Raw genomic sequence first — 12,402 nt, forward strand, 5'->3', positions numbered from 1 at the left:
CGGCCGGCCGTACCCGGCCCACGATCCACCGAGGAGCCCGTTCCATGTCCCGGCCCGTCATCGGCATCAGCACCTACCAGGACCACGCCCGCTGGGGGGTGTGGGAGATGCCGGCGGTCCTGCTGCCCGCCGGCTACCCCCGCCTCGTCCGCGCGGCGGGCGGACTCGCGGTGCTCCTGCCGCCGGACGACGCCGAGGACGCGGCCCGGGAGGCCGTCGCCGCCCTGGACGGACTGGTGATCGCCGGGGGAGCCGACGTGGAACCGGCGCGGTACGGGGCGGCCGCCGACCCCCGTACCGGCCCCCCGGCCCGTGAACGCGACGCCTGGGAGCTGGGGTTGATCAAAGCGGCGGTCGAGCAGGAGGTCCCCCTGCTCGGCATCTGCCGGGGCATGCAGCTGTTGAACGTCGCCCTCGGCGGCACCCTGGTGCAGCACCTGGACGACCACACCGGCGGCCTCGGCGTCTTCGGCAGCCACCCGGTGATTCCGGTGCCCGGCACCGCCTACGCGGACGCCGTGCCGGAGACCGCCCTGGTGCCCGCCTACCACCACCAGGCCGTCGACCGCCTCGGCGGCGGCCTGGTGGCTTCGGCTCACGCCCCGGACGGGACGGTGGAGGCCGTGGAACTGCCCGGCCGCGCGAGCCTGGTGCTCGGCGTCCAGTGGCATCCGGAGATGGGCGAGGACACCCGGGTCATGACCGCCCTGGTGCGGGCGGCCGGGAAGCGTTCCCGCCGGAACCCCCGAACCCCGGACCGGAGAAGTCCGGCCCCGCGAACGCCGGTGAGCTGAACCGGGAGCCGGCGTCGCCCGCGTCCGGCCCGGGCGCCGCAGGCCCGGCCAGCTCCTGGAGCAGGAACGGCCGGATGCCCCGGTGGCGCAGTGCCTCCAGCCACACCTCCCGCGCCCGGTCGAGCGCGGGCGGGAGGGAGGCGTCGGGCACGGCCGGCGCCGCGTCGGCCGCCGTCTGCTTCGCCGCCGTCCGGTAGAGGGCGACCAGGCCGGCCAGCGCCGCGACCGCCGCGATTCCCAGGCTCAGCCATCCGACGCCGACGAGGGTGTCCGCCAGGGCGGGCAGGGCCCCCGCGAGCCGCAGCCCGTACCCGAGGACCAGGAACGTCGCGGCGGCCACCGCGGCGAGCACCGGCGTCAGCACCCCGAGGACCGCGAGCACCCCGGCCCCCGGCCGTTCCTGGTCGCCCGGCCCGGAGAGCGGCGACGCCCCGGCCCCCCGCGCTCCGCCGACCGCCTGGCGGCGCAGGGCCGCGTACCGCCGGTACTCCGCTTCGGCCGTGCGCGAGACCCGGGCGACGGCCGCCAGGCCCCGGACGCGCAACCGGTCGCCCGGCACGCCCGTACGCTCCAGCAGGCGCTGGATCTCCGGAGAGGCGATCACCTCGTCGAGAGCGCTCGCGTACTCCGGTCTGTCCTCGTCCCCGAGCCGGAAGGGTCTGCCCATGCTGTTTCCTCGGTCGATCCGTGGGGCGGTGGTCGTTCGTGTACGACGGCGCGGGGGCGCGCACGTGCCGCGTGCGCGCCTCCGCGGTGGAGACGAGTCGCCGTCAGAGGTGCTGCGCGATCGCGGGCATGAGGTCCTGGAAGGTCCGCCCGTCCGCCGCCGTGCCGATCGCGGCCATCTGCCAGCCCGAACCGGTCCGCTGGACCTTGGCCATGATCTGGGCGGTGTTCCGCCCGCCGCCGGTCAGGGTGTACCGGGCCAGTTCCTGGCCGTTGGTCTCGTCGACCAGCCGGCAGAAGGCGGCCTCGACCTCCTCGAAGGTCTGGCCGGTGAACGAGTTCACCGTGAAGACGATCTGGTCGACGTGGGCCGGCACGCGCCGCAGGTCGACGACGATGGATTCGTCGTCGCCGCCCTCGCCCGCCCCGCCCACCCGGTTGTCCCCGGTGTGCCGGACCGAGCCGTCGTCGCTGGTCAGGTGCTGGAAGAAGACCACGTCCTGCGGGTCGCGCCCCGCGAAGAGCACCGCCGAGGCGTCCAGGTCGATCTCACGGGCGGTCAGCCGGGCCAGGAACCCCTTGCGGGGAGCGGACTTCCAGCCGAGCCCCATCCGTACGACGTCGAGCTCGCCGCCGCCCGACTTGGTGAGGCTGATCTGCTGGCCCTTGGTGAGGTTGATCGTCATCGTTCCGCCTTCGGTGGCTGGGTGCTGCCTGAGTGGCTGGGGTGGCGCCGGTGGGGCGTGCGGCTCAGAGGCTGACGCCGAAGTCGGCGACGATGCCGCTCAGCCCGGATGCGTAACCCTGCCCGACCGCGCGGAACTTCCACTCCGCGCCGTGCCGGTACAGCTCGCCGAAGACCATCGCCGTCTCGGTCGAGGCGTCCTCGCTGAGGTCGTAGCGGGCGATCTCCGCACCGCCCGCCTGGTTGACCACGCGGATGTACGCGTTGCGCACCTGGCCGAAGCTCTGGCCCCGTGCCTCCGCCTCGTGGATCGAGACGGGGAACACGATCTTCGCCACGTCAGCGGGTACCGCGGCCAGGTCGACCTTGACGGTCTCGTCGTCGCCGTCGCCCTCGCCGGTGAGGTTGTCGCCGGTGTGCTCGACCGAACCGTCGGGGCTCTTGAGGTTGTTGTAGAAGACGAAGTGCTGGTTGGACCGGACCTTGCCCGCCTCGTCGCAGAGCAGCGCGCTCGCGTCGAGGTCGTAGTCGGCTCCGGTGGTGGTGCGGACGTCCCAGCCGAGGCCGACGAGGACCGCGGTCAGCCCGGGGGCCTCCTTGCTCAGCGAGACGTTGCCGCCCTTGGCGAGGCTGACGCCCATGATCTTCTCCCTTGTGCGATGACGGGTGTTCACCCGGTCGCGGCCACGCCACGGGTGACGGCGCGAACGCGAACCGCGGCCGTGGGGAAAATCTACAGCACTGTAGATTTGTGGGATCGGGAGGTGGGGCCGGGAGGTGGGGGCGTAGGCACGGGGCGGACCAGGGTCCGGTGCGATCCGCGGGCCGGTCCGGGCGGGCGCCGCCGGGGGCGCCGCGTCGCACCGGTCGGTGGCCTCCGGCTCCGGCGGCTGGATACGATTCCCCGATGCCCGGCCGGCGCGGTGCCGCGGCCGGGCGGCCGAACGGAGAAAGGGGCCCTGCCGTGGACGCCGAAGAAGCCGGTGGCGAGGGGGAGACGCCTGTCCGCAGGCGCGGCCAGGGCGAGTTGGAGGCCCGGGTGCTGTCGGTGCTGGGCGGGGCGAGCGAGCCGGTGACCGCCGCCTGGGTGCTGGAGCGGCTCGACGCCGACCTCTCGTACAGCACCGTCATCACCATCCTGACGCGGTTGCACGCCAAACAGGCCGTCTCCCGCACCGGGAGGGGCCGCCCCGTGCTGTGGGAGCCGGTGGCGAACGAGGCCGGGCTCGCCGCCCTGCGGATGCGCCGCCTCCTCGACAAGCAGAGCGACCGGGACGCGGTGCTCTCCAGCTTCGTCTCCGTCCTCTCCTCCCACGACGAGGAACTGCTGCGGACCCTGCTCGCCGAAAGCGGCCCCGACGCCCCCGGCACACCCCCGGGCCGGCCGGAGCGCTGACGATGGGCGTCTTCGTCTACCTGCCGCTCGTGCTGCCCCTGACCGCGCTGCCCATCGCGCGCCTGGCGGAGCAGCATCTGCACCCCCGCCGGGCCGCCCGGCTGCTGACCACCGCCGCCGTGATCCTCGCCACCTGCAGCCTGGTCTGCCTCGGGCTGCTGGTGGTCGTGGGCACGGCCCAGCTGCCCGGCAACCCGCTGCCCGACGGCTGGTCCGACGCCGAGGTCCGCGAGGCCGTGCCGCACGACGCGTTCGCGGGCAAGGCGTCCATCGTCGCGCTCGTCGCCGTCGCGGCCGCCTGCGGGTACACCGTCCACCGCCACTACCGCTTCCGGGCGCGCGCCCACCGGGCGCTCGCGGGTCTGCGGGGCGACGGCGACGTCGCCGTCCTGCCCGACGACGTCCCGTACGCCTACGCCCTCCCCGGCTCACCCGGTCGGGTGATGGTCTCCACGGCCATGCTCGCCTCCCTCGAACCGGCCGAGCGCCGGGCACTGTTCGCCCACGAGCGGGCCCACCTGGCCGGACGCCACCACCGGCTGCTGCTCGCGACCCGGCTGGCCGGCTGCGTCAACCCGCTGCTGTGGCCCCTGCTCGGGGCCCTCGTGTACAGCACCGAACGCTGGGCCGACGAAGAGGCCGCCCGGTTCACCGGCGACCGCAGGCTGACCGCCCGCGCGGTCGGCAAGGCGGCACTGGTCGCCCGCCCGGCGCCCGGCGGTCCGGCCTTCGCCTCCTTCGCGGCGGCGGGGCCGGTGCCGCGCAGGGTGGCGGCTCTCCTGGGGCCGGTGCCGCCGGACCGGGGCTGGCCACCGGCCCTCACCCCGGCCGGTGCGGCCGCGTTCGTCGCCGCGGCCGGGACGACGGTCTCGGCGCTGTCCGCGCTGAACGCGGCCGTCGCCCTGTTCTTCGTCCTGGAGGCGGCGACCCCGCTGTAGCCCGCGGCGCCCGGCCTCTTCTCTTCGGCGCGTACCGCGCCGAACCCCGCCTGTCTACAGGGCTGTAGAGTTCATCAGCCGCAGAGTGCGGAGTCTCCGCCGCCACGGCGCGGAGCCGGAGCGCGGAGGACGGCGTGGGCACGGACGGCCGGGTGCGGCGGGCCGTTCCGGCACGCCGCGGTGACGGGCCGCCCACCGGGACGCGGAGTCCGACGGCCGCTCGGCGGAGGAGGAACTCCCCGGACCCGCCGGCCGGACACGTGCTTCCCCGCCCGGAGCGGACACCCGCTCTCCGCCCGCCCGGCGTGCAGAATCGAACCCATGGCTGGAGAACCCAGCCGGACAGGAGCCACGCGTTGTCCGTCAGTCCGTGCCCCTCGGGGCACCGCCGGCATCTTCACCGCCATCGATCCCCGGCCCCGACACCGGACCCGGCGCCGGTGCGGGCCCCGCGCGGGGCGGGTGAACGATGACCTCCGCCCTGCTCGGCCTGCTGGCGGTGTTCGTCCTCACCGCCGGGACCGGCTACTTCGTGGCCCAGGAGTTCGCGTACGTCTCCGCCGACCGGCTCACCCTCGCCCGGGAGGCGGCGGCCGGCGACAAGCGGGCCGCCCGCGCCGTGAACGTACTGGAGCGCCTCTCCTTCATGCTCTCCGGTGCGCAGCTCGGCATCACCGTCACGGGTCTCGTCGTCGGCTTCCTCGCGGAGCCGTCCGTCTCGACCCTCCTGCGGCCCGCCCTGAACGCCGCGGGACTGCCCGAGGGGGCGGTCCCGGGCATCTCCGTGGTGCTGTCCTTCGTGGTGGCGACAGTCATCCAGATGGTGCTCGGCGAACTCGCGCCCAAGAACCTGGCCCTCGCCGTACCCGAGTCCATGGCGAAGTCGCTCGCCGCCTCCACCCTGATCTACCTGCGGATCGTCGGCCCCGTCGTCCACGTCTTCGACGGCGCCGCCAACCGGCTGCTGCGCCGCATCGGCATCGAACCGGTCGAGGAACTGCACCACGGCGCGACCCTGGAGGAGCTCGGGCATCTCGTCGGGGAGTCCCACGAGCAGGGTGAACTCCCGGCCGCGACGGCCGCACTCATGGACCACGCGCTGGAGTTCTCCGAGCGGACCCTGGGCGAGGTGATGGTGCCGCGCGCCGACGTCACGTTCGTCCGCCGGGACGCCCTCGCCACCGAGGCCGTCGAACTGATCGCCCGCCACGGGCACTCCACCTACCCGGTGCTCGGCGACCACCCCGACGACCCCGCCGGCGTCCTCGGCGTACGGGAGCTGATGCGGCTGCCCGCAGCCGAGATCGGGAGCACCACCGTGGGCTCCCTGGCCCGCCGCCCCCTGCTGCTGCCCGAACTCCTCAAGCTTCCGGCCGCGGTGGCGCAGATGCGGGAGCGCGACGACGAGTTCGCCGTCGTCCTGGACGAGCACGGCGGTCTCGCCGGGATCGTCACCTACGAGGACATCGCCGAGGAGCTCGTGGGCGACATCGCCGACGAGTCGGACACGGTCGTCGAGACCGCGGTGGCCGACGGCTCCGGCTGGATCGTGGACGCGGGCCGCCGCCTCGACGAGATCGAGGAGGCCACGGGCGTCCACCTCCCCCGGGAGGGCGACGACTACGACACGCTGGCCGGACTGATCATCGACCGGCTCGGCCGCTTCCCCACCGTGGGCGACCGGCTCACCGTGGACGGCGCCCGGATCGAAGTCCGCTCCCTGGACCGGCACGTCGCCGAGTACGTACGCGTCGAACACGCCAGCCGTCCCGAGTGCGCCGATGGTCCTCGCCGTGCCGACCAGCCCGAACACGCCCGGCCGCCCGGCCGCGTCCAGCCGACCGAGCACACCGACCGGACCGGTCGCACCGGACGGGAGCCCCAGGCATGAGCTTCCCCATGGCGCTCTTCGTCACCGTCCTGCTCCTCATCGGGAGCGGCTTCTTCGTCGCCGCCGAATTCGCCCTGGTCGCCTCCAAGCGGCACCGGATGGAACAGGCGGCCGCCCGCGGGCAGCGCGGAGCCAAGGCGGCGCTCGCCGGGATGCGCGAGCTGTCGCTGATGCTCGCGGGGGCGCAGCTCGGCATCACCATCTGCACCCTGGGGCTGGGATCCGTGTCCAAGCCCGCCATCTCGCACGAACTGGACCCGCTGCTGGAGCGGCTCGGACTGCCCGCCGCCGTCAGCTACGGCGTCGCCTTCGCGCTGGCCATGATCGTCGTGGTCTTCCTGCACATGGTGGTCGGCGAGATGGCCCCGAAGTCCTGGGCCATCGCCCACCCGGAACGGTCGGCGATGCTGCTGAGTCCGCCCTTCCGGGCCCTCGTGCGCGCCGTACGCCCGCTGATCCGCGTGCTGAACGCGGTGAGCAACTCCCTCGTACGGCTCTGCCGGGTCACCCCGCGCGACGAGCTCGCCTCGGTGCACAACCGCGACCAGCTCACCCACCTGATCGAGGAGTCCGCACGCCTCGGGCTGATCAGCAAGGGCGACTCCGGGCTGATGACGAGGTCGCTGACCGAACCGGCGACCCCGGTCTCCGCACTCCGCATCCCCGTGGAGCGGATCGTGACGGTCCCGGCGGACGCCGGACTCGACCGCATCCTGGCCACCGCCGCCGAGGCCGACCGCACCCGCCTGCTCGTACGGGACGGGGAGGAGGTCCTCGGCTCGGTGCACGCCCGGGACGCGCTCGTGGCCCGCGCCGCCGGCCGGGACGTCCTCGCCCGCACCCTGGCCCGTCCGGTCCCGGAGCTGACCCCCGACGCGACCGTGGCGCAGGCCGTGGAGCGACTGCGCGAACGGCGGGCCACGATCGCCGTCGTGCGCGACGGAGAGGGCGGACTGGCGGGGCTGGTCAGCCTGGACGACCTGCTCGCCCGGCTGCTGCACCCGCAGTCCCCTCCCGGCACGACCGCGTAGCCGCCCCGGGCGCGCCACCCGGCCGGCCCGTCTCACCGCACGGTGTTCAGACGTCCCCGCCCGGCCGCTCGGCCGTCTCCCCGCGGATCACCCGGGGGGACGGCCGGCCCGGGTCGCCGTCCTCGTCCTTGAGCGCCCGCTTCTCGGCCTTGAGGATGCGGGCGGCCTTTCCGGCCGACCGCGTGAGCTCGGGCAGCCGCTTCACGGCCAGCACCGCCACGATCACCAGCAGGAGGATGGTGAGTTCGCCGATCCCGAACATGGTCACTGCTTTCTCTGGGGTGGAGCGGACGCCGAGACGGCCCGTCCTCCGAAGCGGCCGGGCCCCCTCAATCTACAGTGCTGTAGAGCTGCCTTTCGCGAGATCCCCGACACCTCGTCGGCCCCGGCCCCCGGGCGGCAGCCGGACGGTGGCGTCCGGGAGACGGCTGCACCCGTGGGCGGTGGGCGCGTGGAGCAGCGGTGTGTACTGCCGCAAGCCCCCACCGGGCGCCCGGCCCCCTCAGCGCTTCCCGGGCCGGCCCCGCCGACGGCCGGGGCGGGGCGCCGGGACCAGACGGAACGCCGTGTTGAGCACATGGTCGGCCACGTCGCGCGAGGGCTTGTCCGTGAGGTCGGTGAGCAGCCGGGCCAGCAGGTCGAGGAGGAACGGCGAGCCCATGACGTACCGGTTGAGCACCGGCTGGAAGCCCGAGCGGCTGAAGACCAGGTCGGCGGCGGTGTTGCCCAGCCGGTAGTAGCGGCCCCAGCGGCGGTTCATCTCCACCGGGTAGCCGTGCAGCACCTGTTCGCGGCGCGGCCCCCGGGGGTGGGCGAGAGCGAGCGCCGCGCTCTCGGCGGCGACCTCGCCCGCCTCCATCGCCTGGGCGATGCCCTCGCCGTTCCAGGGGCTCACCATCCCGCCGGAGTCGCCGACCAGCAGAAGCCCCCGGGTGTACAGCGGATGGCGGTTGAAGCCGAGCGGCAGGGCGGCGCTGCGCACCGGGCCCTCCGCGTTCTCCTCGCGCAGCCCCCACTCCTGCGGGGTCCGGGCCAGCCACTGGTCCAGGGTCGCGCGCAGGTCCGCCTTGCCGTGCCGCCGGTGGGGCAGCGCCCCGAGCCCGACGTTGACCCGGCCGTCGCCCATCGGGAAGATCCAGCCGTACCCGGGGAGGTACGGGCCGCCGTTCGGGAAGCGGAGGTCGGCCCACAGCTCCAGGTACTCCTCCCGGGAGCGTTCGGGGCTTCGGTAGTAGCGCCGGGCGGCCGTCGCGATCTGCCGCCCGGGATCCCGCTCCAGGCCCAGCGCCAGGGCGAGGCGGGCGGACGCCCCGTCCGCCGCGACGACGATCGGGGCGCGGAACTCGACCGCCCCGGGGGCGTCCGGGGAGTCGAAGGACGCGGCGACCCCCGTGACCCGGCCCGCCCGGTCGGTCAGCGGCCGTTCCGCCTTCCAGCCGCTGTACAGCCGGGCCCCGGCCGCCACGGCGTGGCGGGCCAGGATGTCGTCGAAGTCGTGCCGGCTGCGGGAGAGCCCGAAGTCCGGGTAGCGGCCCAGCGCGGGCCACTCGATGTGCACCCGGTGCTTCCCGGCCACCCAGCGCATCCCCCGCGAACGCGTCCAGCCCGGCGCGGAGACGTCGACGCCCATCCGGATCAGCTGGTGCACCGCGCGCGGAGTGAGGCCGTCGCCGCACACCTTCTCCCGGGGGAAGCGGGCCTTCTCCAGGAGGACCACGTCCACTCCGGCGCGGGCCAGGTGGTACGCGGCCGAGGAGCCGGCCGGCCCGGCTCCCACCACGATCACCTGGGCGTCCTCACCCGTACGGGGAACCTCCCGCGCGTCCGCGTCCGTCGCCGGGTCCGTTGGCAGTTCCCGCATGACAAGCCTTTCGTCCGACGGCTGGTGCTCCTGCCGGGGCGGTGGGGCCCCGGCCGCCATCATCGATCAGCACGGGCCGCGGTGGTACCACGCGTCCGCGAACCCCGCCCGGCCGAGTGAACCGGCCCTCCGAGCGCCGTCGTCGAGGGCCCCCACCGCGCGCGCGGCGCCGAACACGAGGGCGCCGCCGCCCTCGCTGCCGTACGCACCCCGCCCCGCACCCGGCGGCCCCGGCAGGACCTCCCGCGCTGCCCGCTCGCTCTCCTCGGCCCCGCCCGCACGGGGGCGCCGTCGCGGTGGGGCCGGCGGGCGGGGCGGGCCGTGGCTCAGCCGCCCTGCTCGTCCCCGCTGCCGCCGCCGTTCCCGACGTCCTGGGCGGGGCCCGAGGACGGGACCTGGTCGGGCGTTCCGGCGGAGCTGGAGTCCGGCGAGAACAGGATCATCCCCAGGTACACGGCGGCCAGGAACGTCGCCGTCCCCGCGATGGCGCTGGCCACCCTGGGGCGCCGCCGTATCGCCTCACGGGTGCTGCGACGGCGGACCGGGGCCGATCGGGCCGCATTCGACCGGGTCGCATTCGACCGGGTGGGGGCCGACCGGGCCGGCGCCTGCCGTCTTCGCCCGGTGGGGCCCGGGAGCCGGTACGTCGTCGGGCCCGCCGGCACGGCCGGCCCGCCGGGGGAGGGGTGCGGCGCCCCGGCGGCGGAAGCCCGGTGGGACGCGGGCGTCGGCATCGGGAGGGGCTCCGGCCGGCCGCGCCAGGCGTCCGTGCGGAACCAGTCGGAGACCTGCTGGGCGGTGGGCCGCGCCTCGGGCTGTTTCGCCAGCAGCCCGAGCAGATACGCGTCGAAGGCGGCGGAGATGTCCACCCCCCGCTGCCGCAGCGGGACCGGCGGGGTGTCGACATGCTGGTACAGCGTCGCGGTCGCCGTGTCGGAGCGGAACGGCGGCTCACCCAGCAGCAGTTGGTAGACCACGCAGCCGAGGGAGTACATGTCGGACGCGGAGTCGGCGGTACGCCCCAACGCGCGCTCGGGGGCCAGGTAGAGGCTGGTGCCGACGATGTGGCCGGCCGTCGTCAGCGCGGTCGAGGGGTCGTCGACGAACTGGGCGATCCCGAAGTCGCCGATCTTCACCGAACCGTCCGCGTCCAGCATCAGGTTGCCCGGCTTGATGTCGCGGTGGACGATGCCCTGGCGGTGCGCGGCGGCCAGCCCGGCGGCGGCCTGGCCGGCGATCCGGGCGACCTGTTCGGGATGGACGCGCTCCTGGGCGGCCAGCAGGTCTCCCAGGCTCTGCCCTTCGACCAGCTCCATCACCAGGAAGAACCGGTCCTCCCACGCCCCGAAGTCGAACACGGCGACCAGGTGCGGGTGGCTCAACCGCGCGGCGGTCTGCGCCTCCAGCCGGAAACGGGCGGTCGACGAGGCGTCCGCCTGGTCGCCCAGCAGCAGCTTCACGGCCACGGCACGTCCCAGCACCTCGTCCGTGGCCCGCCACACCTCGCCCATGCCGCCACGACCGATGGGGGATACCAATCGGTACCGACCAGCTACCAGCACCTGTACACCTATCTCGAATGGCGGCCCGCTCCGGCTGTCCGCCTCCGGGGTCTCCTGTCTCCGGCCACGTCCTGGGCCGGTGAGACGAACGACATGATCAGGATATCCGTCCGGCGGGCTCCGCACGCCCCGACGGACCTTTCTCCGAACCGGGCTGACGGACCGGCACACCCGCGCGGCCGACCGCCCTCCGTACGGGAGCGCCCGCGCGGCCGGCCGTCCTCCGCCACCGGGCGCCGGGCTTCGTCTGCTCGCCCGCCGGAGCCGCGCACGCCCCGTCGCCCGAAACCTGCGCCGACCCCGTTTCAGCCGAACAGCCCGCGCCAGGCGGCCTCGGCCGTGAACGCGGACTGCCCGCCGGCGAACAGCAGCTCGGCGGTCTCGAACGCGGGGTCGGACGCCGTCCGCGGCACATAGGGCACGGCGAAGCACCGCATCCCCGCCGCGTGCGCGGCCGCCGCTCCGGGCGGTGCGTCCTCCAGCACCACGCAGTTCCCCGGCTCCGCCCCCATCCGCCGGGCCGCCTCCAGGAACACGTCCGGCTCCGGTTTGCCGTGGGCGACCTCCTCGGCGGAGACGTACAGCGGGATGTACGCGTCGAGCCCGGTGACGGCGAGCACCGCCCCGATCGCGGCCCGGGACGAACCGGAGGCCACCGCCATCGGCGCCCCGGCCGCGTACAGGCGCTCGACGAACTCCCGCATCTGCGGGAAGACCTCCGTCGAGGCCCCGGCGAGCTCCAGGTACAGGGCGTTCTTCCCGGCCAGCAGCTCCTCGACCGGAGCGTCGATGCCGTACTCCGCGCGCAGGACGGTCAGCGTCTCCCGGGTGCCGATGCCGATGAACCGGGTGTGCTCCTCCCAGCCGAAGTCCCGCACCCCGTAGCGGACGAGCAGCCTGCGCCCCGCCTCGTAGTAGTTGGGCTCGCTGTCCACCAGGGTTCCGTCGAGATCGAAGATCACGTGTGGAGGCGGGAGGGACGCGGACGAGGGGGCGGGAGGGGACGTCATGGCCCCAGCATGCCGCAGCCGCGACCGGCGGGTCCGCTCAGGCGGGAGGCGCCGCCGCCCGTCCCACGGCCTCCACCAGCGGCAGCACCCGGTGCGCCACCCGCTCGCGCAACGCCACGTCGGTCCGTGTCCGGACGACCCCCGGCAGCTGGATCAGCCGCTGGATCACGTCCTCCAGGTGCCCGTTGTCCCGGGCGACGACGCGGGTCAGCAGATCGCCGCCGCCCGTCGTCGAGAACGCCTCGATGATCTCGGGCACGGCCGCCAGCGCGTCGCCCACCTCGACCAGATGCCCCTGGGTGACCTCCAGGTGGACGAAGGCGAGCACGGGGTGGCCGAGGGCGGCGGGGGAGAGCGTAGGCCCGGTGCCCGTGATCACGCCGTCGCGCTCCAGACGGTCCAACCGGGCCTGGAGGGTGCCGCGGGCCACACCGAGGATGCGCGCGTACTCCCGGACGCTGGTGCGCGGCTGCTCGATCAGCAGGCGCAGGATGCGGGTGTCGAGCGCGTCCACCGCCATGATCCGCCGATCTCCTTCCGAACCGTCCTGTACGGCCCCGACTGTATC

13 protein-coding genes are annotated in these 12,402 nt (G+C 74.7%); 5 read left to right on the forward strand and 8 right to left on the reverse strand.

From position 1 onward, the window contains the following. The first annotated feature begins 44 nt into the window (after nucleotides 1-44). Entirely contained in the window at nucleotides 45-794 is a 750-nt protein-coding gene (locus AMK24_RS21920) for a gamma-glutamyl-gamma-aminobutyrate hydrolase family protein (RefSeq protein WP_073770526.1), read from the forward strand. On the opposite strand, the gene AMK24_RS21925 is transcribed toward AMK24_RS21920, so the two are convergent. The 3 genes from AMK24_RS21925 to AMK24_RS21935 all read right to left on the reverse strand — a co-directional run bounded on the left by AMK24_RS21925 (nucleotide 697) and on the right by AMK24_RS21935 (nucleotide 2,786). Continuing rightward, nucleotides 697-1,461 carry a hypothetical protein gene (locus tag AMK24_RS21925; RefSeq protein WP_073770527.1) on the reverse strand — a complete coding sequence of 255 codons (765 nt, stop codon included), beginning with the start codon at nucleotides 1,459-1,461 and terminating at the stop codon, nucleotides 697-699. The two genes, AMK24_RS21920 and AMK24_RS21925, sit on opposite strands and share 98 nt — an antisense overlap. A gap of 103 nt (nucleotides 1,462-1,564) precedes the next feature. Next, nucleotides 1,565-2,146, reverse strand: coding sequence for a TerD family protein (locus AMK24_RS21930; protein ID WP_073770528.1), 582 nt, complete (start codon nucleotides 2,144-2,146; stop codon nucleotides 1,565-1,567). A gap of 64 nt (nucleotides 2,147-2,210) precedes the next feature. Then, nucleotides 2,211-2,786, reverse strand: a complete 576-nt coding sequence (locus AMK24_RS21935; protein ID WP_073770529.1) for a TerD family protein — start codon at nucleotides 2,784-2,786, stop codon at nucleotides 2,211-2,213. Nucleotides 2,787-3,109: 323 nt separating this feature from the next. On the opposite strand from AMK24_RS21935, the gene AMK24_RS21940 reads away from it, so the two are divergent. The 4 genes from AMK24_RS21940 (at nucleotide 3,110) to AMK24_RS21955 (ending at nucleotide 7,401) form a co-directional block, all read left to right on the forward strand. Continuing rightward, nucleotides 3,110-3,541, forward strand: coding sequence for a BlaI/MecI/CopY family transcriptional regulator (locus tag AMK24_RS21940; RefSeq protein WP_073770530.1), 432 nt, complete (start codon nucleotides 3,110-3,112; stop codon nucleotides 3,539-3,541). 2 nt (nucleotides 3,542-3,543) lie between these two features. Beyond that, a complete protein-coding gene (locus AMK24_RS21945; RefSeq protein ID WP_073770531.1) occupies nucleotides 3,544-4,479 on the forward strand; it encodes a M56 family metallopeptidase in 936 nt (311 codons plus the stop codon). Between the two features lie 469 nt (nucleotides 4,480-4,948). Then, nucleotides 4,949-6,370, forward strand: a complete 1,422-nt coding sequence (locus AMK24_RS21950; protein ID WP_073770532.1) for a hemolysin family protein — start codon at nucleotides 4,949-4,951, stop codon at nucleotides 6,368-6,370. Next, nucleotides 6,367-7,401 carry a hemolysin family protein gene (locus tag AMK24_RS21955; protein ID WP_073770533.1) on the forward strand — a complete coding sequence of 345 codons (1,035 nt, stop codon included), beginning with the start codon at nucleotides 6,367-6,369 and terminating at the stop codon, nucleotides 7,399-7,401. The genes AMK24_RS21950 and AMK24_RS21955 overlap by 4 nt, the downstream gene beginning before the upstream one ends. A 46-nt stretch (nucleotides 7,402-7,447) precedes the next feature. On the opposite strand, the gene AMK24_RS21960 is transcribed toward AMK24_RS21955, so the two are convergent. The 5 genes from AMK24_RS21960 to AMK24_RS21980 form a co-directional block, all read right to left on the reverse strand. Next, complete coding sequence (locus tag AMK24_RS21960) at nucleotides 7,448-7,663, reverse strand: twin-arginine translocase TatA/TatE family subunit (RefSeq protein ID WP_073770534.1); 216 nt, start codon at nucleotides 7,661-7,663, stop codon at nucleotides 7,448-7,450. A 240-nt stretch (nucleotides 7,664-7,903) separates the two neighbouring features. Continuing rightward, the gene (locus AMK24_RS21965; RefSeq protein ID WP_073770535.1) at nucleotides 7,904-9,262 is read right to left on the reverse strand and encodes a geranylgeranyl reductase family protein; all 1,359 of its coding nucleotides are present in this window, start codon (nucleotides 9,260-9,262) and stop codon (nucleotides 7,904-7,906) included. Nucleotides 9,263-9,588: 326 nt separating this feature from the next. Beyond that, nucleotides 9,589-10,773, reverse strand: a complete 1,185-nt coding sequence (locus AMK24_RS21970; protein ID WP_242435220.1) for a serine/threonine-protein kinase — start codon at nucleotides 10,771-10,773, stop codon at nucleotides 9,589-9,591. A 356-nt stretch (nucleotides 10,774-11,129) separates the two neighbouring features. Next, a complete protein-coding gene (locus AMK24_RS21975) occupies nucleotides 11,130-11,834 on the reverse strand; it encodes an HAD family hydrolase (protein ID WP_073770537.1) in 705 nt (234 codons plus the stop codon). A 37-nt stretch (nucleotides 11,835-11,871) separates the two neighbouring features. Further along, entirely contained in the window at nucleotides 11,872-12,354 is a 483-nt protein-coding gene (locus AMK24_RS21980; protein ID WP_073770538.1) for an Lrp/AsnC family transcriptional regulator, read from the reverse strand. Nucleotides 12,355-12,402 lie beyond the last annotated feature (48 nt).

It is taken from the genome of Streptomyces sp. CB02366 (assembly GCF_001905905.1).
Taxonomy (GTDB): Bacteria; Actinomycetota; Actinomycetes; order Streptomycetales; family Streptomycetaceae; genus Streptomyces.

What these genes read in the sequence shown, in the direction of transcription:
- AMK24_RS21975 (WP_073770537.1), bottom strand. Translation starts at nt 11,834, where the DNA reads ATGACGTCCCCTCCCGCCCCCTCGTCCGCGTCCCTCCCGCCTCCACAC.
- AMK24_RS21955 (WP_073770533.1), top strand. Translation starts at nt 6,367, where the DNA reads ATGAGCTTCCCCATGGCGCTCTTCGTCACCGTCCTGCTCCTCATCGGG.
- AMK24_RS21925 (WP_073770527.1), bottom strand. Translation starts at nt 1,461, where the DNA reads ATGGGCAGACCCTTCCGGCTCGGGGACGAGGACAGACCGGAGTACGCG.
- AMK24_RS21965 (WP_073770535.1), bottom strand. Translation starts at nt 9,262, where the DNA reads ATGCGGGAACTGCCAACGGACCCGGCGACGGACGCGGACGCGCGGGAG.
- AMK24_RS21935 (WP_073770529.1), bottom strand. Translation starts at nt 2,786, where the DNA reads ATGGGCGTCAGCCTCGCCAAGGGCGGCAACGTCTCGCTGAGCAAGGAG.
- AMK24_RS21930 (WP_073770528.1), bottom strand. Translation starts at nt 2,146, where the DNA reads ATGACGATCAACCTCACCAAGGGCCAGCAGATCAGCCTCACCAAGTCG.
- AMK24_RS21970 (WP_242435220.1), bottom strand. Translation starts at nt 10,773, where the DNA reads ATGGGCGAGGTGTGGCGGGCCACGGACGAGGTGCTGGGACGTGCCGTG.
- AMK24_RS21920 (WP_073770526.1), top strand. Translation starts at nt 45, where the DNA reads ATGTCCCGGCCCGTCATCGGCATCAGCACCTACCAGGACCACGCCCGC.
- AMK24_RS21950 (WP_073770532.1), top strand. Translation starts at nt 4,949, where the DNA reads ATGACCTCCGCCCTGCTCGGCCTGCTGGCGGTGTTCGTCCTCACCGCC.
- AMK24_RS21945 (WP_073770531.1), top strand. Translation starts at nt 3,544, where the DNA reads ATGGGCGTCTTCGTCTACCTGCCGCTCGTGCTGCCCCTGACCGCGCTG.
- AMK24_RS21960 (WP_073770534.1), bottom strand. Translation starts at nt 7,663, where the DNA reads ATGTTCGGGATCGGCGAACTCACCATCCTCCTGCTGGTGATCGTGGCG.
- AMK24_RS21980 (WP_073770538.1), bottom strand. Translation starts at nt 12,354, where the DNA reads ATGGCGGTGGACGCGCTCGACACCCGCATCCTGCGCCTGCTGATCGAG.